General features: G+C 70.8%; 19 protein-coding genes. 11 read left to right on the forward strand and 8 right to left on the reverse strand.

The features are described 5' to 3' along the window. Window positions 1-397: 397 nt before the first annotated feature. A complete protein-coding gene (locus V3W47_RS18295; RefSeq protein ID WP_331826674.1) occupies window positions 398-1,018 on the reverse strand; it encodes a hypothetical protein in 621 nt (206 codons plus the stop codon). Window positions 1,019-1,437: 419 nt separating this feature from the next. Between V3W47_RS18295 and V3W47_RS18300 the strand changes: the two genes are divergently transcribed. Together V3W47_RS18300 and V3W47_RS18305 are read left to right on the forward strand one after the other, a co-directional pair. Beyond that, complete coding sequence (locus V3W47_RS18300; protein WP_331826675.1) at window positions 1,438-3,276, forward strand: extracellular catalytic domain type 1 short-chain-length polyhydroxyalkanoate depolymerase; 1,839 nt, start codon at window positions 1,438-1,440, stop codon at window positions 3,274-3,276. A gap of 173 nt (window positions 3,277-3,449) precedes the next feature. Continuing rightward, complete coding sequence (locus V3W47_RS18305; RefSeq protein WP_331826676.1) at window positions 3,450-3,878, forward strand: hypothetical protein; 429 nt, start codon at window positions 3,450-3,452, stop codon at window positions 3,876-3,878. A 187-nt stretch (window positions 3,879-4,065) separates the two neighbouring features. Here V3W47_RS18305 and V3W47_RS18310 read toward each other — a convergent pair whose 3' ends face one another. Continuing rightward, entirely contained in the window at window positions 4,066-5,817 is a 1,752-nt protein-coding gene (locus tag V3W47_RS18310; RefSeq protein WP_331826677.1) for an ABC transporter ATP-binding protein, read from the reverse strand. Between the two features lie 119 nt (window positions 5,818-5,936). Between V3W47_RS18310 and V3W47_RS18315 the strand changes: the two genes are divergently transcribed. The 6 genes from V3W47_RS18315 (at window position 5,937) to V3W47_RS18340 (ending at window position 13,267) form a co-directional block, all read left to right on the forward strand. After that, window positions 5,937-6,857 (forward strand): ABC transporter substrate-binding protein, encoded by a 921-nt coding sequence (locus V3W47_RS18315; protein ID WP_331826697.1) that lies wholly within the window; start codon window positions 5,937-5,939, stop codon window positions 6,855-6,857. Window positions 6,858-6,879: 22 nt separating this feature from the next. Further along, window positions 6,880-7,815: a sucrase ferredoxin gene (locus tag V3W47_RS18320; RefSeq protein WP_331826678.1), complete on the forward strand. Its 936-nt coding sequence runs from the start codon at window positions 6,880-6,882 to the stop codon at window positions 7,813-7,815. A gap of 26 nt (window positions 7,816-7,841) precedes the next feature. Further along, entirely contained in the window at window positions 7,842-8,795 is a 954-nt protein-coding gene (locus tag V3W47_RS18325) for a FecCD family ABC transporter permease (RefSeq protein ID WP_442877247.1), read from the forward strand. A gap of 212 nt (window positions 8,796-9,007) precedes the next feature. Further along, the gene (locus V3W47_RS18330; RefSeq protein ID WP_331826679.1) at window positions 9,008-10,027 is read left to right on the forward strand and encodes a FecCD family ABC transporter permease; all 1,020 of its coding nucleotides are present in this window, start codon (window positions 9,008-9,010) and stop codon (window positions 10,025-10,027) included. 267 nt (window positions 10,028-10,294) lie between these two features. Next, the gene (locus V3W47_RS18335; RefSeq protein ID WP_331826680.1) at window positions 10,295-11,089 is read left to right on the forward strand and encodes an ABC transporter ATP-binding protein; all 795 of its coding nucleotides are present in this window, start codon (window positions 10,295-10,297) and stop codon (window positions 11,087-11,089) included. A gap of 360 nt (window positions 11,090-11,449) precedes the next feature. Beyond that, on the forward strand, window positions 11,450-13,267 hold the full coding sequence (locus V3W47_RS18340; protein ID WP_331826681.1) for a glycoside hydrolase family 13 protein: 1,818 nt from the start codon (window positions 11,450-11,452) through the stop codon (window positions 13,265-13,267). Between the two features lie 277 nt (window positions 13,268-13,544). Here the strand turns inward: V3W47_RS18340 and V3W47_RS18345 are convergent, their stop codons facing one another. After that, window positions 13,545-14,423, reverse strand: coding sequence for a DNA repair protein (locus V3W47_RS18345; RefSeq protein ID WP_331826682.1), 879 nt, complete (start codon window positions 14,421-14,423; stop codon window positions 13,545-13,547). Window positions 14,424-14,772: 349 nt separating this feature from the next. Between V3W47_RS18345 and V3W47_RS18350 the strand changes: the two genes are divergently transcribed. Continuing rightward, complete coding sequence (locus V3W47_RS18350; RefSeq protein WP_331826683.1) at window positions 14,773-15,690, forward strand: transporter substrate-binding protein; 918 nt, start codon at window positions 14,773-14,775, stop codon at window positions 15,688-15,690. Between the two features lie 58 nt (window positions 15,691-15,748). Here V3W47_RS18350 and V3W47_RS18355 read toward each other — a convergent pair whose 3' ends face one another. Next, the gene (locus V3W47_RS18355; protein ID WP_331826684.1) at window positions 15,749-15,901 is read right to left on the reverse strand and encodes a hypothetical protein; all 153 of its coding nucleotides are present in this window, start codon (window positions 15,899-15,901) and stop codon (window positions 15,749-15,751) included. A 46-nt stretch (window positions 15,902-15,947) separates the two neighbouring features. Between V3W47_RS18355 and V3W47_RS18360 the strand changes: the two genes are divergently transcribed. Further along, complete coding sequence (locus V3W47_RS18360) at window positions 15,948-16,280, forward strand: ABC transporter permease subunit (protein ID WP_331826685.1); 333 nt, start codon at window positions 15,948-15,950, stop codon at window positions 16,278-16,280. Here V3W47_RS18360 and V3W47_RS18365 read toward each other — a convergent pair. The 4 genes from V3W47_RS18365 to V3W47_RS18380 all read right to left on the reverse strand — a co-directional run bounded on the left by V3W47_RS18365 (window position 16,243) and on the right by V3W47_RS18380 (window position 19,943). Further along, window positions 16,243-16,629 carry a hypothetical protein gene (locus V3W47_RS18365; protein ID WP_331826686.1) on the reverse strand — a complete coding sequence of 129 codons (387 nt, stop codon included), beginning with the start codon at window positions 16,627-16,629 and terminating at the stop codon, window positions 16,243-16,245. The two genes, V3W47_RS18360 and V3W47_RS18365, sit on opposite strands and share 38 nt — an antisense overlap. 206 nt (window positions 16,630-16,835) lie before the next feature. Further along, window positions 16,836-17,633, reverse strand: a complete 798-nt coding sequence (locus V3W47_RS18370; protein ID WP_331826687.1) for a heme ABC transporter ATP-binding protein — start codon at window positions 17,631-17,633, stop codon at window positions 16,836-16,838. Continuing rightward, window positions 17,630-18,688 carry a FecCD family ABC transporter permease gene (locus tag V3W47_RS18375; protein WP_331826688.1) on the reverse strand — a complete coding sequence of 353 codons (1,059 nt, stop codon included), beginning with the start codon at window positions 18,686-18,688 and terminating at the stop codon, window positions 17,630-17,632. Before V3W47_RS18375 ends, V3W47_RS18370 begins: the two co-directional genes overlap by 4 nt. A 367-nt stretch (window positions 18,689-19,055) precedes the next feature. After that, on the reverse strand, window positions 19,056-19,943 hold the full coding sequence (locus V3W47_RS18380) for a heme/hemin ABC transporter substrate-binding protein (RefSeq protein ID WP_331826689.1): 888 nt from the start codon (window positions 19,941-19,943) through the stop codon (window positions 19,056-19,058). A gap of 627 nt (window positions 19,944-20,570) precedes the next feature. On the opposite strand from V3W47_RS18380, the gene mscL reads away from it, so the two are divergent. Then, entirely contained in the window at window positions 20,571-20,990 is a 420-nt protein-coding gene (gene mscL / locus V3W47_RS18385; RefSeq protein ID WP_331826690.1) for a large conductance mechanosensitive channel protein MscL, read from the forward strand. Window positions 20,991-21,013: the final 23 nt, after the last annotated feature.

The following is a 21,013-nucleotide window of genomic DNA, read 5'->3' on the forward strand; positions in this document are numbered from 1 at the left end:
CTGAGCCGAAGCTCTCAGGTACAGCTTGATGCCTCGCTTGCGCTTGGCTTGTCGAGTCCGAAGACTCCTCACACGTCTGGAGTTCCTCGGGGGAGGAACCGCGTGTACCCCCCTGTCGGGCGGCCCTTTGCTTCTCAAAGCCTCTTCCGTTGTCATGCTTCGCGGGGCTTGCGCCCCGTGCGCGCGGAGGGCTTTCATTCCCTCAGGCACACAGAAATTGTACTTGCTCAGGCTGAACTTGTCAACACCTCGCGCATTTCTGTTGAGCCATTCACGCGCAGGTCCATCGAGCGGACAGGCCACTCCTCGTCGGGCGGAAGCCGCGCGCCGAGACCCGTGTGGAGCGACCCAACCTCCCACGAGCGGTTGCGAACATTACAAGATGGTCCGCTCCCTGTCAATGACCGCCGTCCCCAGGGGTCCACCGCACCTGCCCGATGTCCTCGCCGTTGCGGAACTGGTGGACGAGGCAGTGGTCCTCGCCCGACTCGGTGACGCCGAGTTCGACGTAGAGGCCGACGACGTAGCGGAACTGACCCTGGTCGGTCCGCAGGGAGTAGCGGCGCAACTTGTCCCTGGCGTCGAGTTCGCCGCCCCAGCCCCGCGCGTCGCCCAGCAGGCGCGTCTCCACGACGAGAAGGTTGAGGTCGTTGTGGTCGCGGTAGTGAACGATGATATCGGGGTAGGTGGCGGTGGCGGCGTGGGTGGCGGCGTCGGCGTCCTGCTCGCTCATGCCCTGGCCCAGTAGGCTGCGGCGCAGGGTTTTCTGGCGGGGGCGGCTCATGTAGGGAAAGTCGTAGGTGGCCTCCTGCACGCGGCTGTTGCGGCTGTATTCGCAGTCGGTGTGGAAGCCGGGGAATTGCCGCTCCAGGTACACGGCGAGGCGGTGCGCGACGGTCTTCTGGTTGAGGCGGCGCTCGATGAGGAGGCGGTCGAAGGCCCACAGGTCCGCGAGCGCACGGCGAAAACGCTCCAGGATGACCTCCTCGGTGGGGCACGTGAGGATGATCGGCGGCATGGGCCAGCGTACTTCCCCGTGCCCGCCTCGTCATCCGGCGGGTCTAGGGCTTTGGGACCATTGAGAGCCGTGTGAGGTCGCCGAGGACAGGTCTCAGCCCCGCCGCCACACAACCTCCGGTGAGGCAGGGGAGAGGCGTTCGGAACCCGCGTCTGCCCGGCAATGACGGCGTACACCCTGCCCTTTCCAGCGCTCTTTCTGCACGTTGCCCGGAGGCGGGGGAGGGAAGTGCGTCTGTCCGTTGGACGATGGCCGGACCATGAGCGGCTGCTTCCAACGCGGTAAGGGTTCGGCAGCGAGGGCGGACTCCTGTAACGCGGCGGTGACAGGGGACGGGTAGGGTGGGCACGTTCCACAACCTGCCTCCTGTGCCCTGCCGTCCGCGCGGTTCGGGCCACGTCCCCCATGTGAGGTCCGACATGACGCGCTCCGCCGCCCTGCTCCCCGCGCTCTCCGTGTCCCTGCTGCTCGCCGCCTGCTCGCAGGCCCCCTCCTCCGGCTCCTCCCTGCGGGCGCAGGCCGCCGGAACGACCGTCACGGGCAGCGCCACGGGCGCGGGCGTCACCCGGAGCTACACCCTGTACACCCCCCCGGCGGGCGCGGGCGCTCCCCGGCCCCTGGTGGTGATGCTGCACGGCTGCACCCAGTCCCCGGCGGACTTCGCGGCAGGCACCCGCATGAACGACCTCGCCGACGGCAAGGGCTTCCTCGTCGTGTACCCCGAGCAGCCCTCCAGCGCCAACCAGAACAAGTGCTGGAACTGGTTCGAACCCGCTCACCAGGGCCGGGGGCAGGGCGAACCCGCCGCCATCAAGGCCGTCGTGGACGCGGTGAAGGGCCGCACGCCCGTGGACGCCTCGCGGGTGTACGTGGCCGGACTCTCGGCGGGCGGGGCCATGAGCGTGATCATGGGCGCGACGTACCCGGACGTGTTCCGCGCGGTCGGGGTGGGGGCGGGGCTGGAGTACAAGGCGGCCACGAGCACAGCCGCCGCCTTCACCGCCATGAGTTCGGGCGGCCCGAATCCCGACACGCAGGGCACGGCGGCATACAACGCGATGGGCACGGCGCGGCAGGGTGTGCGCGCCATCGTCTTCCACGGGACGAGCGACTACACCGTGGCCCCGGTGAACGGCGATCAGGTCGCCGCCCAGTGGGTGCAGACGAACGACCTCACCGACGACGGGCAGGACAACGGAAGCAAGAGCACCTCGCAGCTCGCCACCCACAGCGGCACGGTGAGCGGCGGGCGGGCCTACACGGTGAAGACCTACGCGGGCGGCACCGTGGAGCTGTGGAACGTGACGGGCATGGGCCACGCCTGGAGCGGCGGGAGCACGGCGGGAAGCTACACCGATCCCCAGGGGCCGGACGCCTCCGCCGAGATGTGGCGCTTCTTCAGCGCGGGGAGCGTGACCCCGCCGCCGGGGGGCACCGACACGACCGCCCCCACCCTGAGCGTGTCGCCCGCGCCGGGCAGCTACGCCGGACCGCTCACGGTCACGCTCTCGCTGAACGAGGCGGGCACCGTCTATGCCACGACCGACGGCAGCGATCCCCGCACGAGCACGACGCGCACCACGCTCCCGAACGGCGGCAGCCTCACCCTGAACGCCAGCGCGACCGTCCGGGCCTACGGGGTGGACGCGGCGGGCAACGCCTCCGCCGTACAGGCCTACGCCTACACCGTGAGCACCCCGGCGACGACGACCACGACGACCTTCTCCTCGGTGGTTGCCGAGGACGGCTACGTGGCCGCGAACAGCCGGGCGGCCACCACGGGCGGCTACGTGGTCGCCACGGGCGGCATCGGGGTGGGCGACAACGCGGACGCGCCGTGGAAGGGTGTGCTCTCCTTCGACACCTCGGCCCTGCCCGACGGGGCGACGGTCACGGGGGCGCGGCTCACCGTGCGCTACAGCCTGGCCCCCAACGGCACCCCCTGGGTGGGCGGGGCGGGCCTGAACGCCGACCTGCGGCGCGGCTGCCTCGGCGCGGCCTGCACGCTGGGCACCGACGACTACGCGGGGGCGGTGACGGCGGCGGGCGCGGCGACCTTCGCGGCCCCGGCGGGCACGGGGGCGGGCACCGTCCTGACCGCCCCCCTGAACGCGGCGGGCCTGGGGGCGGTGAACCCCACCGGGCGCACGCAGGTGCGGCTGACCTTCGCGGGCGGCACGGCGGGCGGCAACGGGCGGAGCGACTACGTGACTCTGGGTGAGGGGGCGCAGGCTACGCTGGAGGTGACGTACCGCTAGGCTGCCGCACGTTCTTCAAGGGTGAGACGAGGGGGGGACGGCTGGGTGGGTCGGGTCCTCGCCGTCTCAGGCGGAGTCCGGCGAGAGGCCATCCCGTTCGCCATCAAGGAGGCCTTCCACTGGGTTCCCTCCCAAGCTCGCCCCCACAGACGGGCCGGTGTCACACTCAGGCCATGCTCCTCGTCGTCCATGCCGCGCTGACCTGGGTGCTGGTCGGGCTGATCCTGACCATTCAACTCGTCCACTACCCCCTGTTCGCCCGCGTCGGGGCCGCCGGGTACGCCGCGTACCAGCGGGGGCACGTCACGCGCATCACTTGGCTGGTCGCGCCCCTGATGCTGGCCGAACTCGTCACGGGCGTCGGGCTGGCGCTGCGTCCGCCGCCCTTCCTGTCCGCCGCGTCCGCCGGGGTGGGGCTGGCGCTCATCGTTCTGATCTGGCTCTCGACGGCCCTGGTGCAGTCGCCCGCGCACGGTCGCCTCACGGCGGGCTTCGATCCGGCCTGGCACGGGCGGCTGGTGGCGACGAACTGGTGGCGGACCCTGGCGTGGCTCACGCGCGGCGTCCTCGTCGGCTGGTGGCTGCTGCTGGCGGTGGCGTGAGCGTGCCGGGTGCGGCGGGGGGCGAGGCTGGACGGTGCCCGTCTCGCTCCCACAGAGGCTGACCGTCTGCAAGCGGCTTTCCAACCTGGGACGGCCTCCGCCCAATGGGAGCGGTCGCCCATGCCCCACGGAAGCTGACATGCGGTGGATGTGGGGCGGACGAAAGGCCGGTGCGACACCCCAGCCCCTACGCCAAGCCCCTACGCGCCCTGCGCCTGAACTGCGCGTCGTGGAGCTGGCGGTAGAGGCCGCCCTGCCGCCGCAGCGTCTCGTGGGTGCCCTGCTCGGCAATGGTGCCCCCGTCCACCACCACGATGCGGTCGGCCCCCTGGATGGTGGCGAGGCGGTGGGCGATCACGAGCGTCGTGCGGCCCCGCGCGAGTTCGGTGAGAGAAGCCTGGATGGCCCGCTCGGTCGCCGTGTCGAGCGCGGAGGTCGCCTCGTCCAGAATCAGGATGGGCGGGTTTTTCAGGAACATCCGGGCGATGGCGAGGCGCTGCTTTTGCCCGCCCGAGAGCTTGACGCCCCGCTCGCCGATGAGGGTGTCCAGCCCCTGCGGCAGCGCGGCGATCACGTCGCCGAGGCGGGCGCGGTGCGCGGCGTCGAGGATGTCGGCCTCGGTGGCGTCCAACCTGCCGTACGCGATGTTCTCGCGCAGGGTGCCGCCGAACAGGAACACGTCCTGCTGCACGATGCCGATCTGGGACCGCAGCGAGGCGAGCGTCAGGTCGCGCACGTCGTGGCCGTCCACGGTGATGCGCCCGCCCGTCACCTCGTAGAAGCGCGGCAGCAGCGAGCACAGGGTCGTCTTGCCCGCCCCCGACGGCCCCACGAAGGCGACCGTCTCCCCGGCCCGGAGGTCGAGGTCGATGCCCCGCAGCACCGGGCGGTCCGTCCCGTACCCGAAGGACACGTCCTCGTACCGGATGTCGCCGCGCAGGGGTGGTGCGGGCCGGGCGTGCGGCGCGTCCCGGATGTCCGGCGCGGTGCCCAGCAGCTCCATGTAGCGCCGGAAGCCCGCGATGCCTTTCGGGTACGTCTCGATCACCGAGTTGATCTTCTCGATGGGCCGGAAAAAGACGTTCACGAGCAGCAGGAAGCCCACGAAGCCGCCCGCCGTGAGGCTGCCCCCCAGCACGAAGTACGCCCCGGCGGTCATCACGACCATCTGGGTCAGCCGCATGGAGAGGTAGCTCAGGGCGTTCGTGGCCGCGATGATGCGGTAGGCCTCCAGCTTCGTGCGGCGGTACTGGCCGTTGTCGCGCGCGAACAGCGCCCGCTCGTGGTCCTCGTTGGCGAAGGCCTGCACCACCCGGATGCCGCCCACGTTCTCCTCGATACGGACGTTGAAGTTGCCCACCGAGTCGTAGAGCCTCCGCCAGTTCTGCGTCATGCGGTTGCCGTAGCGCCCCGTCAGCCACAGCACGAGCGGCACGATCAGGGCGGTGACGAGCGCGAGGTCCCGGTGGACGGAGAACATCAGCGCGAAGGCCCCCAGCAGCGTCATCACGGCGATGAAGAGGTCCTCCGGGCCGTGGTGGGCGACCTCCCCGATCTCCTCGAGGTCCTTCGTGAGCCGCCCGACGAGCTGCCCGGTCTTCACGTTGTCGAAGTAGTTGAACGACAGTTTCTGGAGGTGGTCGAAGGCCTTGCGGCGCATCTCGGTCTCGATGTTGATGCCGAGCATGTGGCCCCAGTACGTCACGACCGTCATCAGGCCGGTGTTCAGCACGTAGATGCCGAGCAGCCCCACGGCGGCGAGGATGATCGCGCCCCACTGACCGGACGGCAGCAGCCGGTCCACGAACGCCTGCACCGCCAGCGGGAACGCCAGTTCGAGCACGCCCGACAGCACCGCACAGCCGAAGTCGAGCACGAACAGACGCCGGTATGGGGCGTAATACGAGAAGAAGCGGGACAGCAGGGGGGCGGCGTTCATCGCCCCGCAGGGTAGCGACTTCCGCCGGTCCCACCGACCCCTCGTCCCACAAACTTGACTGAGTTGATCGGATTATCTAAGTTGGGCGGGTGAAACGATACTTCCTGCTCGCCGCCCTGATGCTGACTCCGGCGGCGCACGCGCAAACCCTGACCCTCAAGCACGACGAGGGCACGGCCACCGTCAAGCGCAATCCCCAGCGCATCGTCGTGCTGGACGAGCAGGCGCTGGAGTTCATCTACGCCCTGGGCCTGGGCGAGCGGGTGGTGGGCCTGGGCAGCGCGGTCATCGGGCCGACCCAGCTCACGGCGAGCGGCCTCATCAAGCCGGAGGTGCTGAAAACCGGCTACCTGTCGCGCGGCAAGCTGAACAACCCCCGCTTCGTCGGCAACTGGACCTCGCCCAATCTGGAGACCATCCTGACGCTGAAGCCCGACCTGATCCTGCGCTCGACCTGGGAGGGCAACCAGAATTACGACAAGCTCAGCCGCATCGCCCCCACGGTCGGCTACCGCGAGGACGCCTCCGGCTTCTGGCAGAAGAGCCTGCGTGACTTCGCCCGCCTCTTCGGACGGCAGGAGCAGGCCGAGCGCGTCATCAAGGCGGCGGCGGACACGAACCGCGCCAATGCCCGCAAACTGGCGGCGGCGGGAGTGTTCAGGAAGTACCCCAAAGTCGTGGTGGTCTCGCCCTTCACGGGGGGCAGCACCTGGGTCTACTCCACGGTCCGGCTCATCGAGGACCTGCGCGCGCTGGGCTTCAAGGACGGCCTAAAGGCCCCGACCACCACCCTGGGCGTCGGTGCCCAGATCAGCGACGAGGCGCTGCTGAACCTCGACAAGCAGACCCTCGTGGTGGTCATGCCGCCCTCCGGGCAGTACAACGGCGGCCCCGCCTTCCTGAACTCCCCGGTCGGGCAGCGCCTCCGGGAGCAGAGCGTGGTGTACACCCTGGAGGAGAACAGCCCGTGGGCGGGGCCAGTGGTGTCCGTCCGCAACAGCAACGACGTGACGCGGCTCATCCTGGAGAAGTTCCAGTGAACGTGAGCCGGGGACGGATGCCGTGAGCGCGGCGTCCACCCCCCGCCTCGCCCTCTGCTCGGACGTGTCGCGGGCGGCGGGCGAGGACCCCATCGGCACCGCGCCCCACTGGCGCGACCTCACGGTGCTGGAACTGGACGTGCCCGTGTGGGACAGCCTGCGTCAGGTGGACCGCTGGACGCCGGAGCAGAAGGAAGTCTTCGAGCAGCTCCGTGAGCGCGTGGAGGCAAGCGGCGCGGGCTTCGGCCTGCTGATGACGGCCCCGGCGGAGCGCGGCGGCCCGCTGCGGGTGCGTCACCTCATGCGCGGGCCGGGCGGCCTCACCCGCCGCGACTACCTCTCCGACCTGCCCCAGACCGAGTGGGCACGCGGCCTGCGCGACACGCTGCTGGAGCCGGGGAACCTGCGGGAGTGGGAGGAACAGCCCGTCACCCCCGGCCCCGATCTCCACGTCTGCACCCACGGGACGGTGGACGCGGCCTGCGGGCGGTACGGGGTGCCAGTATTTCAGGCCCTCCGGGCGGCGGGTTTGCGCGCGTGGCGCACCGCCCATTTTGGCGGCCACCGCTTCGCGGCCACGGCGGTGGAGCTGCCGAGCGGGCTGATGTGGGCGCACCTGACGCCGGAGCTGGCGGTGCGGGTCGTCCGCCGTGAGGTCCACCCCGCCGAGGTCGCCCGGAACCTGCGCGGCTTCGTAGGCCTCCCCCCACGCGCGCAGGTCCTCGACCGCGAGATGCTCGTCCGCCACGGCTGGGAATGGCTGGACGCCGAACGTACGGTGGAGGTGGACGGCACGCGGGTCACGCTGCGCTACCGTTTGAATGGCATTTCCGGTGTCGTCCGCGCGGACGTGGAGGACGCCCCGGCCCTGGAACTGCCCGGCTCCAGCCACAGCCCCAAGCTCACGACCGCCGCCCAGTATCGGGTGACGAACTTCAGCGACGGAGCGCCCCTCTGACCCGTCCGCTGTCCTTCCTGCTCGCGGTGGCCCTGCTCACCCTGGCCTTCGTCCTCTCGCTGGTCCTCGGCGCGAGCGACATTCCGCTGTCCAGGATCGCGCCCCTGCTCTTTCACCCCGACGATAGCACCGACAGCCTCGTGATCCACACGCTGCGGCTGCCGCGCACGCTCGTGGCGGCGCTGGCGGGGGCGGGGCTGGCCGTCTCGGGGACGCTGCTCCAGGGCGTGACCCGCAATCCTCTGGCTGACCCCGGCATCCTGGGGGTGGAGGCGGGGGGGGCGCTCGCCATCCTCGTCCTCGTCGTGTTCTTCCCGGCGGCCCCGGCGGCGCTGTTCGTGCCCGCCGCGTTCGTGGGGGGCGTGCTGGCGGCGTCGGTGGCCTACGGGGCGGCCCGGAGCGTGGGCCTCACCCCGCTGCGGCTGGCGCTGGCGGGCGTGGCGGTGGCGTACCTCGTCGGGGCGGCCACCCGCGCCCTGCAACTGCTGTTCGAGGAACGCGCGCAGGGGGCGCTCTTCGCCCTCGCCGGGTCGCTGGCGGGCCGCACGTGGGCGCAGGCGGCGCAGGTCGCCCCGTGGGTGATCGCGGGGGTCGTCCTCGCCCTCCTGCTCTCCCCACGTGTGAATCTGCTCGCGCTCGGGGAGGACGTGGCGCGCGGCCTCGGCGCGAGGACCGAGCGGGACAGCACCCTCGTCACCGTCCTCGGCGTCCTGCTCGCTGCCGCCGCCGTGAGCGTGGTCGGCCCGGTGGGCTTCGTCGGCCTCATCGTGCCACACACCGCCCGCGCCCTCGTCGGCCCGGACCACCGCCTCAGCCTGCCGCTCGCGGCGCTGCTCGGCGCGGCCTTCCTCATCGCCGCCGACCTCGCCGCCCGCCTTGTGGACCGCCCCGCCGAGACGCCCGTGGGCATCCTCGTCGCCGCCGCCGGAGCACCCTTCTTCGTGCTGCTGGCACGGCGGGTGGGGCGGGGGAGTGGATGAGTGAATGACTTCGTTCCTGCGGTTGCCAGGCCTGTTCACCCCCTCCCGGCCTCCCCCCTCAAGGGGGAGGAGAAAGAGATCGAAAGCAGAAACCTTATTTTCCCTCCCTCCTTGTGGGAGAGGGCCGGGGAGGGGGGCGACGTGACGACCCCAATTCCCACCTCATCACTCATCACTCACCCCTCATCACTTCCTGCCGAAAGGCCCTCCCCATGAACCGACACGCCCTCACCCCCAGATACACCACGCCCCGCGCCGTGGCGACCGGCGCGCTGCTCGCCGCCGTGACGCTCGTGCTGGGGGTGCTCGCGCTGGGGCTGGGGGCGGTGCAGACCCCCGCCGCCGATGTCGTGGCCGTCCTGCTGGGCCGGGGCGACGACCTGACGCGGCAACTCGTGTTGGAGCTGCGCGCCCCCCGCATCGCCGTGGCCCTGCTGTGCGGGGCGATGTTCGCCGCGTCGGGGACGATCATGCAGGGCGTGATCCGCAACCCGCTCGCCTCGCCGGACCTCATCGGGGTGGGGGCGGGGGCGGGGCTGGCAGCGACCCTGTTCCTGCTCGCGTGGCCGGGCGCACCTCCCGGCGGGCTGCCCTGGGCGGCGCTCGCGGGCGCGTGGGGGGGCTTCGGGCTGGTGCTGCTGCTCTCGCGGGAGTGGCGGGGCGGGGCGGGTCTGCATCCCGTCCGGCTCGCGCTCGTGGGGGTGGCGGTCGCCGCCGCGCTGGGGGCCGTCCAGCAACTCGTCCTCGTGCGGGCACCCGACGGTTTGGGAGCCGCCCTCTCCTTCCTGACCGGGACGGTCTACGGGGCCGACGCCGACCGGGTGGCGCGGGTGCTGCCCTGGGCGCTCGTGCTGCTGCCCGCCGCCCTGCTGGGGGTGCGGACGCTCGACGTGCTCAACCTCGGTGAAGACCTCGCCACCAGCCTCGGCACGCGGGTCAATGCCGCCCGGCTGCTGTGCCTCGCCGTCGGGGTGGCCCTCGCGGGCGCGGCGGTGACGGGCGCGGGTATCCTCGGCTTCGTCGGCCTCCTCGCCCCGCACCTTGCCCGGCTGCTCGTCGGGGCGCGGCACGCCCGGCTGCTGCCTGTGTCCATGCTGCTTGGGGCGCTGCTCGTCCTCGCGGCGGACACGCTGGGTCGCGCCCTCCTGCCGCCGCTGGAGGTGCCCGCCGGGATTTTCACGACGCTGGTGGGCGCACCGTATTTCCTGTACCTGCTGAGGCGGAGCGCGTGAGGGGGGCGGTCGGTGGTCAGCCGTCAGCGGTCAGCTTTCAGCCGTCAGGAAAAGAAGGGGGGTTGGCGGGTTCGCCGGTTGGGATGCAAGGCCCGTTCGCCCCCTCCCGGCCTCCCCCCTCAAGGGGGAGGGGCAAAAGCAAGAGCGCAAAAGCGTCGGCAATCGCCTTTCTATTCTCGCTGACCGCTGATGGCTGACGGCTGAAAGCTAATCTCTCCCCCTGACGACTCACCCCTCATGCCTACCCCCTTCCTCCCCGAGGCCCCCATGCACCCAGACGCCCCCCTCGCCACGCAGTCCCTCAAGCTCGCCTACGGGCAGACCGTCATCGTGCCCGACCTGAACCTGCGGGTGGCGGGCGGGCAGGTCACGAGCATCATCGGGCCGAACGGCTGCGGCAAGAGCACCCTGCTGCGGGCGCTGGCGCGGCTGCGGCCCACGTCGGGGGGGGAGGTCCAGCTCTACGGGCAGGCGCTCCACGCTCTGCCCGCGCGGGAGGTGGCGCGGCGGCTGGCGATCCTGCCCCAGGGGCCGACCGCGCCCGAGGGCCTGTCGGTGGAGGACCTCGTGTGGTTCGGGCGTCATCCCCACCAGGGCCGCTTCCCGATCCGGCGCGAGGAGGACCGGGGGGCCGTGAGTTGGGCGCTGGCGCAGACGGGGATGACGGTCTTCGCGGGCAGGCCGCTCGAAGCCCTCTCCGGCGGGCAGCGGCAGCGCGCGTGGATCGCCATGAGCCTCGCGCAACAGACCGACATCCTCCTGCTGGACGAGCCGACGACCTACCTCGACCTCTCGCACCAACTGGAGGTCCTCCAGCTCGCCGGACGCCTCAACCGCGAGGGGGGCAAGACGGTGGTGATGGTGCTGCACGACCTCAATCAGGCCGTGCGCTACAGCGATGAGATCGTCGCCATGCGCGGCGGCGAGGTCTACGCGCAGGGCCGCCCGGAGGACATCCTCACGCCCCGGCTCCTCGCGGACGTGTTCGGCCTCAAGGCGCACCTGCTCGCCGACCCCGACACGGGCCGCCCGCACATCATCCCCTACGCCCTGACGCGGTAGGGGGGACCCCCTCACGTCCGAAATCGCCCCCTTCGCGCTCCCGGAGAGTGGATTCGATCCGGTACTTTCCACACGGGGAGGGTGCGGTCATGCCTCCACTGGCCGGATAGAGCGAGGCGACCTCCCAGCGGACGTGGGGGCACGGGTGGAGGAGCTGAATGGGGGGGCGGGCGTGGTCACAGCGGGACCTTGACCCGGTGGTCGCCGCGCTGCTCGCCGAGCTGGACGAGGGGCGCTGGCAGATGTAGGACGAGTTTCCCTCAAGGTGTTCCTCACCCCCGGCGGGAGAGCGGCGCGCCGCGCGGATGAGAGAATCAGGCCCACCACCACGGAACGCCCCCACCCCAGCGAGGAGACGACATGACCGATGCCCCCTGGTCCCAGCCCCACCACGACGGCTCCGAACTGTACGTGCCCGACCCGACGCCCCCCCTCGGGGGGCAGACCGACGTGTTCCTGCGGGTGCCCCGAACTGGTGACGTGACGAGCGCCTGGGTGCGCGTCCTCGTGGACGGCGAGCCGGAACTCGTGCGGGCGACCGTGGACCGTCAGGACGAGCGCGACACCTGGCTGCGTGCCCGCCTTCAGGTCGGCAACCCGGTCGTGAGCTACCGCTGGCTGCTCGACGGCGGCGCGCACGGCTACCAGTGGCTCAATGGGACGGGCCTGCACCCCCACGACGTGGCCGACGCCGCCGACTTCCGCCTGAGCACCTATGAGCCGCCTGCCGACTGGGCCACGGGCACGATGTACCAGATTTTCCCCGACCGCTTCGCCAAATCCACGGACCGCCCGACGCCCGCGTGGGCGAGGGCCGCCGCCTGGAACGATCCCGTGATCGGCGAGGGTCCCGACACGCCGCGCCAACTGTACGGCGGGGACCTCGACGGCATCACCGCGCACCTCGACCACCTCGCGTCGCTGGGGGTGGGGACGCTCTACCTCACGCCCTTTTTCCCCGCCGAATCGAACCACCGCTACAACGCCTCGACCTTCGATCACGTGGACCCCCTCCTCGGCGGCGACGAGGCGATGGCCCGGCTCGCGGAGGCCGCCCACGCGCGCGGAATGCACCTGATGGGCGACCTCACCACCAACCACTGCGGGGACGCCCACGAGTGGTTTCAGGCCGCGCTCGCCGACCCCCACTCCCCGGAGGCGGGCTTTTTCTTCTTCACGGAGCACCCGCACCACTACGACGCGTGGTGGGGCCTGCGGGAGATGCCGATCTTCGACCACCGCAGCCCCGAACTGCGCCGCCGCCTCTACGACGGCCCGGACTCGGTGGTGGCCCGCTGGCTCGGCCCGCACGCGCTGGGCGCGTGGCGCATCGATGTCGCCAACATGACGGGCATCCACGGGGAGATCAATCTCGGCCACGAGGTCGCCACCACCATCCGCCGCACGATGGCGGGGGTGGTGAAGGCCTCATTCCTGCAAGCCGAATCCAATCACGACGCGAGCCGCGACCTCCTCGGCGACGGCTACCAGGGCACCATGAACTACGCGGCCTTCACCCGCCCGCTGTGGCAGTGGCTGCTGCCGCCCCAGCCCACGCCCTACACGCACGGCAAGTACCCCCTGCTCCCCAACCTGCCCGGCCCGGCGGTCGTCGGCGCGATGCGGGCGCTCTCCGGCGTGACCCCGTGGCAGGCCACCCTGCACGCCATGAACCTGATCGGCTCGCACGACACGCACCGGATCGCGTCCCTGCTCGGCGACGACCGTCTGGTGGACGTGGCCTTCGGGATGCTCGCCGCCTACCCCGGCGTCCCCATGCTGTACGCGGGCGACGAGATCGGGCTGAGGGCGATGGGGCCGGAGTACGCTCGCCTCCCGATGCCGTGGGCGCACCCGGAGCGGTGGCACCATCGGCGGCTGGCCCACACCCGCGCCCTCTTCACCACCCGCGCGGCGAGCGTGGCCCTGCGGCGCGGCGGCCTGCGCTGGCTCTCCGTCACGGACGACGCCCTCACCTTCCTGCGCGAGTCACCCGGCGAGACGATTCTCGTCCATGCCGCCCGCGCGTCCCACCCACCCGTCCGCCTTCCCGTGGCGGTCGTGGGGTCGGGGGTGGAGGGACTGGCGGGCACCGCCGACCTGCGCGCCGAGCGGAGCACCGTCACCCTGCCCGCCGAGGGTCCGGCCTTCGGGATGTGGCGACTGGCCGGGGGTTGAGAGCACTCCGCCCAGTCCCCAATCGCTCTCGTGCGGGGAGGAGAGGGCCGGGGCGCGGAGTTGGTCTTAACGTTAAGAGCACGCGCGTCCCCAGTCCGTGAGGGCCGGGGGAGAGACACGCCGAAGCAGCCGATCCCACCGACTCGCCCGTGGTGATCGCGCCTCTGGGCGGAGGTGTTCGGGTGGGTCGTCCGCCACCGGAACAAACAGGAGGCCCACCCTTCCCCGAACAGAAGCGCGGGGGAGGGTGGGCCTCGGGTTCACCCCGGAGGGAAGGTCAGCGCAGGCCGCCGCCCAGCACCGCCGCCAGCCGGGCCGTGCCCGCGCGCTGAAGGTCGTCGAGGGTGGTGATCGCCTCGCGCTGCATGGCCTTCCAGCGGTCCATGTCGCGGCCCTCCTTCCCGGTCTCGCGGACGACGGCGGAGGCGACGGTGAAGTGCGCCTCGGGCAGGCGGCCCAGCACTTCCGCCGCGCTGCGGTGCCGCGCGCCCAGCAGCGCGCCGAGCATCCCCACGCTGTTGCTGCGCTCCATCAGCTCGCGCTGGAAGGCGCGGTCCTTGATGGACGTGATCACGTCCCACGCCGCGTCCGCGAGCGCCGTGGTGGGCGAGGCCGGGCGGTGCGCCTCCACCGCGAGCGTGTCGCCGTGCCGCCAGGTGCGCGTCCACACGCCGCCGCGCTCCGGGGTCCAGTGGGTCTCGAAGTCGCGGGCGTCCTCCACGAGCACGCGCAGTTGCTGCGGCCCGCCCCTCAGGGTGACGCGGTGGCCGTCCTCCAGCACGCCCCACTCGCTCAGGCCCTCGGCCCCCAGCGCCCGCATCGTCGCGTACGTCGCGGCGACCGCGCTCGCCCCCTCCGAAACGCGGGCGCGCGGCGCGGCGTCCACGAGCAGCGCCACGTCCAGCCCCTCGCCCTCCCGCACGAGCTGGGCGTCGTGCCGCAGGTGGAGCAGCCCCAGCCCCCAGCGGTCGTGGGCGAGCCGCAGTTCGCGGGTGAGCTGTTCGTTCAGGGTTCCCTCGTCGGCCCCGCCGTCCCGGAGCGCCCGCACGTCGCTCTCCACGTCGGCGGTGGCGACGAGCGCGGCAAAGCGGGTCAGGGCGTCCTCCTGCGGCAGGGCGGCGTCGGTGGCGTCTTTCTTGCGGCTGGTCTTCGTCATGGGGTCATCCTCGTGGGGTTCTGGAATGCTTCGGCACCGGGTGATTCAGCGCCCATTATTCTGTTTCTAACATACTCCTGCCTCCTGAATTATGCCACGTCCCACCGGGAAAAGGGGTCCCGAGGGGGGCGCTCGTGATGGAGCAGGATCGTCACCCGGACGTATCTTCAAACGCGCCCAGGAATCTGCTCAGTCCATCATCTTCCAGGTAACCTGCATGTCTCGTGGTTTTCCTGCTCCTGTGCCCGGCCCATCCGCGCAGGATGTTCGGCTCTTCGTGAACAGTCCGTGAAAAAGGGGAGGCTCCGCCGTCCACACCCAGGCGTCATGTGCCGACAAAGGAGTGCCTGTGTCCCCAGCCTGTCGTTTCTGTCTTCCTGCCCTGAGCCTCGCCCTGACACTCGCCAGCCTCGCCAGCGCGCAGGGCACCGTGAAGGTCGGCATTCCGCACTTGCTGACGGGCACGAGGTCCATCTCGGAGATCACCGTGGCAAAGGCCGCGCAGCTCGCCGTGGACGAGATCAACGCGGCGGGCGGCGTGCTGGGGCGCAAGATCACGGTCGTCAAGGAGGACGGCACGTCGGACTGGCCCACCTTCGCCACGAAGGCCGGGAAGCTGCTCACCCCGGTGCAGTTCGAGGGCAACGAGTGCAGCCCCAACATCATCTACACGGGCGCGCAGCCCAACCAGCAGGCGCTCCCGGCGCTGGAGTGGGCGCTGAGCAAGGGCTACAAGAACATCTTCCTGCTGGGCAGCGACGACGTGTACCCGCGCACGGCGAACCTCATCCTCAAAAAGCACATCACCGACAAGGACGCGAAGGTCGCGGGCGAGGAGTACGTCGCCCTCGGCGGCACCGAGTTCAGCTCCGTCGTCAACAAGATCAAGGCCGTCAAACCGCAGGTCATCATCAGCACGCTGAACGGCGATTCCAACGTCTCGTTCTTCACGCAGTATCAGGCCGCCGGGTACTGCGCGAAGACGCTGCCCGTCATCTCCTTTTCCATCGCCGAGCAGGAGGCGCAGGCCATCGGCCCGGCCCTGCTGACGGGCCAGGACGCGACCTGGACCTACTTCCAGAGGCTCCCGAACGCCGCCAACCGGAAGTTCGTCGCCGCCTACAAGAAAAAGTACGGCCAGAACGCCGCGATCACCGACCCGATGGCGCACGCCTACATGGACGTGTACCTGTGGAAGGCCGCCCTGGAAAAGGCCAGGTCCTGCGACCCCGCCGCCGTCCGCAAGGCCATCGTGGGCGTGCGTTGAAATAGCCCCCCCTCGGCAAGATCACGGTCGCGCCCAACGGCAGTCTGACGCAGGCCGTCTACACCGGCCAGTCGGGCGTGGGCGGCCAGTTCAGGGTGATCGGCCAGAGCAGGGGCGTGGTGGCCCCGCAGCCCCACGACAAGCTGGCGTTTCCGGGGAAGACCTGCCCGTAAGGCGGTGGGTTGTGGGAAAAGCTCTTTCTACAGCCCATAACCCACATTCCACAACCTTCCTCCGAAGGAGACCTCTATGGACCCATGTTCCTCTCCGGCCAGCTCTTCACGGGCCTCTCGGTGGCGTCCATCCTGCTGCTGGCCGCGCTCGGGCTGGCGCTGAGTTTCGGGCCGATGCGCGTGATCAACATGGCGCACGGCGAGTTTCCGATGGTGGGAGGCTACCTGACGTTTCTGGCGTCGCAGGCGCTGGGGCCGGGCTTCCTGTGGCTGGCGTTCCCGCTGGCCTTCTTCGGGGGCGCTGCTGGAGGCGACCGTCATCCGGCGGCTGTACGGCAGACCGCTCGATACGCTGCTCGCCACCTTCGGGGTCAGCCCGTCAGACGGCGGAGGGAGCCGAGATCACGGGCCGGGTGAAGCGAAAGCCCCGTTGCTCCAGCTTCCTGCTCCAGCGCCGCCGCAGCCGTGGCCCCTCGTCCTCCCAGATGGTCAGGATCATCACCAGCGTCAGCACGAGGCACAGGGCGTCGGCGGTCCGGTTCTCATTGAAAAGGCTCGCCAGCACGGCGGCACCCTGGACGATGTTCACGGCCATCCGCCGCCCCTCGTGCGCCCTCAGCAGGGGGGCGCACACCCGCCCGGCGACCCCCCCGAGGAGCAGCAGGCCGAGGGTCATGCCCCAGCCCATGCCCAGCGCGCAGGCCAGTGCCTGAACGAGCAGGCTCGCGCAGAGGATGTTCAGCAGCAGGAGGTTGAACGGCCCCACAGCCGCAGCATAGCCCCGGATCGTTTGACGCAGCAAGGGGAACGCGCGGGTCGCCAGGCGTCAGCTTCCGGTCGCCAGAAGACTGATGGGGCGGCTCGCCGGTCTTGGATCGACTGCTCCAGAAGAATTGCCGGAAGCATCTGGACACCAGATAGACGACGCCCCTCGCCGCGCTCAGTGTGACGAGCGTTCTTCTGTCAAACGCCCTAGCTCGCGCTGACGATCAGCGGGCAGTCCAGGCACGGATGGCGGGTGACGAGGACCTCGTGCCCGTAGGCGGCGCGGATGGTCTCGTGGGTCAGGGCTTCATGGGGCGGGCCGCAGGCGATCACGGCCCCATCCGACAGGATCAGCACCCGGTCGGCGTACTGCGCGGCGAGGTTCAGGTCGTGCAGGATGGCGAGGACGCCCACGCCGTCCGCGCACAGCTCGCGGGCGAGGCGCAGCGTGGCGTGCTGGTGCGCGAGGTCGAGGCTGGCGGTCGGCTCGTCGAGGAGCAGCACCCGTCCGCCCGTGACCCCGTGCAGTTGCGCGAGCGTGCGCGCGAGGTGGACCCGCTGCGCCTCCCCGCCCGAGAGGGTCTGGATGTTGCGCGTCTCGTACCCCCGCAGCCCGACCTGCGCGAGACAAGCGGCGGCAATCTCGCGGTCGTGCGCGGTCTCGCCCCGCCCGTGCGGGATGCGGCCCAGCAGCACCACGTCGAGCACCTCGTAGGCGAACGACACGGGCGTGTGTTGTGGCAGCACGGCCCGGCGGCGTGCGGCCTCGCCCGCCCCCAGCGCCCCGAGCGGCTGCCCGAAGAGCTGCACCCCCCGCCGCCCGAGTTCCCCCGTGAGGTGCCGCAGCAGCGTGCTCTTGCCCGCCCCGTTGCGCCCCAGCACAGCGAGGAGTTCGCCGCCCGCCAGGCTCAGGCCCACCCGGCTCAGCAGCTCGCGGCCCGCCACCCGGTAGCTCAGGTCGTCCACCCGCACGAGCGGTGCCCCCCGCGTCTCAGCAGCCGTCACAGCCCCTCCCGGCGGCCCTGCCGCAGCAGGTACAGGAAGAAGGGCGCTCCCAGCAGCGCGGTCACGATGCCGATGGGCACCTCGGCGGGCACGGCGACTGTCCGGGCGAACAGGTCGGCGAGCACGAGCAGGGCCGCCCCCAGCAGCGCCGAGGCGGGCAGCAGCGCCCGGTGGTTCGGCCCGATCAGGAGCCGGAGCAGGTGCGGCACGACCAGCCCGACGAAGCCGATGGTCCCCGCCACCGCCACTCCCGCCCCGACGCTCAGGGCGACGAGGACGACGACCGTCCACTTGACCCTCTGCACCGGGATGCCGAGGTGCGCCGCGCCGCTCTCGCCGAGCATCAGGGCGTTCAGCGCCCGCGCCAGCAGCGGCAGGGCCAGCACGCCCACCGCGATGAGGGGCAGGGCGCTGAGCACGGTCGGCCACGTCGCGCCGCCCAGCGAGCCGAGGTTCCAGAAGGTGATCGTCCGCAACTGCTCGTCGGTGGCGAGGAAGGTCATCAACCCCGTGCCCGCGCCGCACAGCGCGTTGACCGCGATGCCCGCGAGGAGCATGGTGGGCACGCTCACCCGCCCCCGCTCCTGCGAGAGCGCGTAGACCAACGTGGTGGACGCGAGGCTCCCCGCGAAGGCCGCGACCGGCAGCGAGGACGAGCCGAACAGCCTGAAGCCCAGCACCACGCTCATCGCGGCGGCGAGGCTCGCCCCGCTGGAGATGCCCAGCAGGCCCGGGTCCGCCAGCGGGTTGCGGAAGAGGCCCTGCATCGCCGTGCCCGCCACCGCCAGCCCCGCCCCCACGAGGGCACCGAGCACCACTCGCGGCAACCGGATGGCGTACAGCACGGCGGCCTGCTGCTCCTCGTAGGGCGCGAGAGGGGCCACCCCCAGCGGCGCGAGGAAGATGGAGACGACCTGCGCCGGGCTGATCTGGACCGCGCCCGTCCCCACTGCCAGCACCACCGCCGCGATCAAGAGCGCGGGCAGCAGCGTCAGGGCCAACGCCGCCCGCACCCGCTGACGGCTGACCGGGGGTGCCGAGGTCAGGGTGGTCATGGGGTGGCGGTCCATCGTGGCTCTAGAGGCTTGGAGGGCGCTGGAAAGGCGTTCGCGTTCTCACTGTCCAGCCCCTCCCGCAGACCTCCGACGTGAGCTGGGAAGACGGACGAGGGGGTTGTTTTGCTCTTTGGGACATGGGCGAGCGTGGCTCGCCACCCCTCTCCCCGGCCCTCTGCTTCGCAGCTCTCCGAGTCACCCGCAAGGGGTGAGGGAGCAAAAACGTCCGTCTGGGTGACGTTTCTCGTCTTGCACGTCAGGCGTCGCGGGGGAGGAGTGAGACCTTCCAACCCTTCCCGCCCGCTCATCGCCCGCCGCCTTCCCACGCTGGCCGCTGGCCGCTGGCCGCTGGCTGCTGGCCGCCCCCTCACCGCCCGAAATCCGCCTTCCACTGCCGCGCGAGCCGTAGCGCGAACTCCGGGAAGCGCGGCCCGATCCAGCGGATAGAGTCGTTCACAGCGTAGATGCGGCGGCCCCGTCCCGCGTTCGTCTGTGCCACGCCCGGCATCTTCAGGGCACCCTCCACCCCGCCCACCGACTCCAGCCCGCGCTCCAGCATCACGATGGCGTCAGGGTTGAGCGCCACGAGCGCCTCGGCGGTCAGGGGCTTGACATCCGCGAAGGGCGCGACGTTCCGGCCCCCCGCCAGCTCGATCAGGGTGTTGGCTCCCCCCTCTGTGCCGTAGATGCTCGCGTCGCTGGGGCTGTGGGCGTACAGGAAGATGACCCTGGGGGCGGTCTTGGACCGGTTCGCGCGCAATGCGGCGAGCTGCGTCCCGAAGTTCTGCGTCAGCGCCTGCGCGGCGGTCGGCACGCCGTACACCTGCGCGAGCATGTTCAGGCGGGTCGCCACGCCCTCCAGCCCGCCGCTGTCGGAGGGGGGCAGCACAAGAACCTTCACGCCCGCCGCGCGCAACTGCTGAACCACCGTGCCGTTGCGCCCCGCCGCGAAGTTGTCCGCCGTGCCGATCACGAGGTCGGGCCTGAGCGCGATGATGCCCTCGGCAGGCAGTTGCGCCCAGTGGCCCACACTGGGAAGGGTGTTCGCCGGGTACGTGCCCGTCACGTCGCGCCCCACCAGCGTCTTCTGCTGGCCCAGTCGGTAGATCAGCTCCACGGTCGTCCCGTTGAGCGCCACCACGCGCCGGGGCTGGGTCACGTTCACGGTCACGCCGTCTGCCCCCTTCACGGACGCGGCGAACGCGGAGGAGGTGAGGGTGAGGGCGGCGAGCAAGGCGGTGGTGCGCTTGGGCATGGTGGGAGGACTCCTCTGAGATGAGCGGACGGGCGGAAGGAGGCCGGGATGGGAGGCGGCAGAACGCCCCGATCCCTCCCGGCACCGGGATCACGTGACGGGTGAACGGCTCACCACCGCGCCCGACGAATGCGGGGCGGCAGGGAAGACGCTGTGAACAGGCGGGATATTCCGACCTTGTTACTCGGAATTACCCTACGCCGGGTTCGTCCATTCGTCAAGAAAGGGCGTTTAGCACGGGGTTATTTTGAGAAGTGTTCCTGACAAGGCGGGGAGAGGGCCAGTTGTTCAGGGGCCAGGCGACAGGAAAGGGGAGACGTGGGCTGCTCCCTGGTTCTGTCCTGCCGACGTTCATTTGTAGGGCTTCGCGTTCTACCTCTACGTCCACGCCGCCGTCACATCTACCGCCAGGCTCACCGCCACTCCTCCAGACACACCCGTCTAGACACATGCCGCGCCCCACGCGGGGATTTTTCTTTTGATAGCTCTACAGAGGAGAGACCGGGAAGGGGAACGGAAGCGGCTCTCCGGCCTCTGCCTCCCATCGCACCGGTCGTTCATCGAGACAAATTCTCAAGACGGCTTAGCGGGCGTGCCCCCCAGCGGGCGCGGGGAAAGGTGGCGGATATGATCGAGGGCTTTCGGAACTTCATCCTGCGCGGCAACGTGGTGGACCTCGCCGTCGGCGTGGTGATCGGCGCGGCCTTCGGCGGGGTGGTCAGCTCCTTCTCGAACGGGTTCATCAACCCGCTGATTCAGGCGCTCACGGGCGGCGGCCCGGAGATCGGCGGGTCCTTCGTGGTCAATCAGGCCCGCTTCAACTACGGCGCGTTCATCACGGCGGTGATCAACTTCCTTCTGGTGGCCGCCATCCTGTACTTCTTCGTCGTGATGCCCCTCAACCGCCTCAACGAACGTTTCAAGCGCGAGGAGAAGCCCGCCGTCGCCGAGCCGAGCAACGAGGAAAAGCTGCTCGCCGAAATCCGCGACGAACTGCGCGCCACGCGGGGCGGCGCGGGCACGGGAGGCTCCCCCGGCCTGTCGTGACGTGAGGGCGGACGCCCGAGCGG

Origin of the sequence: Deinococcus sp. YIM 134068 (genome assembly GCF_036543075.1) — a bacterium.
GTDB classification, from domain to species: Bacteria; Deinococcota; Deinococci; order Deinococcales; family Deinococcaceae; genus Deinococcus; species Deinococcus lichenicola.

What these genes read in the sequence shown, in the direction of transcription:
- V3W47_RS18315 (WP_331826697.1), top strand. Translation starts at nt 5,937, where the DNA reads ATGCTGACTCCGGCGGCGCACGCGCAAACCCTGACCCTCAAGCACGAC.
- V3W47_RS18300 (WP_331826675.1), top strand. Translation starts at nt 1,438, where the DNA reads ATGACGCGCTCCGCCGCCCTGCTCCCCGCGCTCTCCGTGTCCCTGCTG.
- V3W47_RS18310 (WP_331826677.1), bottom strand. Translation starts at nt 5,817, where the DNA reads ATGAACGCCGCCCCCCTGCTGTCCCGCTTCTTCTCGTATTACGCCCCA.
- V3W47_RS18305 (WP_331826676.1), top strand. Translation starts at nt 3,450, where the DNA reads ATGCTCCTCGTCGTCCATGCCGCGCTGACCTGGGTGCTGGTCGGGCTG.
- V3W47_RS18375 (WP_331826688.1), bottom strand. Translation starts at nt 18,688, where the DNA reads ATGACCACCCTGACCTCGGCACCCCCGGTCAGCCGTCAGCGGGTGCGG.
- V3W47_RS18330 (WP_331826679.1), top strand. Translation starts at nt 9,008, where the DNA reads ATGAACCGACACGCCCTCACCCCCAGATACACCACGCCCCGCGCCGTG.
- V3W47_RS18380 (WP_331826689.1), bottom strand. Translation starts at nt 19,943, where the DNA reads ATGCCCAAGCGCACCACCGCCTTGCTCGCCGCCCTCACCCTCACCTCC.
- V3W47_RS18340 (WP_331826681.1), top strand. Translation starts at nt 11,450, where the DNA reads ATGACCGATGCCCCCTGGTCCCAGCCCCACCACGACGGCTCCGAACTG.
- V3W47_RS18360 (WP_331826685.1), top strand. Translation starts at nt 15,948, where the DNA reads ATGTTCCTCTCCGGCCAGCTCTTCACGGGCCTCTCGGTGGCGTCCATC.
- V3W47_RS18355 (WP_331826684.1), bottom strand. Translation starts at nt 15,901, where the DNA reads ATGGGCTGTAGAAAGAGCTTTTCCCACAACCCACCGCCTTACGGGCAG.
- V3W47_RS18345 (WP_331826682.1), bottom strand. Translation starts at nt 14,423, where the DNA reads ATGACGAAGACCAGCCGCAAGAAAGACGCCACCGACGCCGCCCTGCCG.
- V3W47_RS18295 (WP_331826674.1), bottom strand. Translation starts at nt 1,018, where the DNA reads ATGCCGCCGATCATCCTCACGTGCCCCACCGAGGAGGTCATCCTGGAG.
- mscL (WP_331826690.1), top strand. Translation starts at nt 20,571, where the DNA reads ATGATCGAGGGCTTTCGGAACTTCATCCTGCGCGGCAACGTGGTGGAC.
- V3W47_RS18335 (WP_331826680.1), top strand. Translation starts at nt 10,295, where the DNA reads ATGCACCCAGACGCCCCCCTCGCCACGCAGTCCCTCAAGCTCGCCTAC.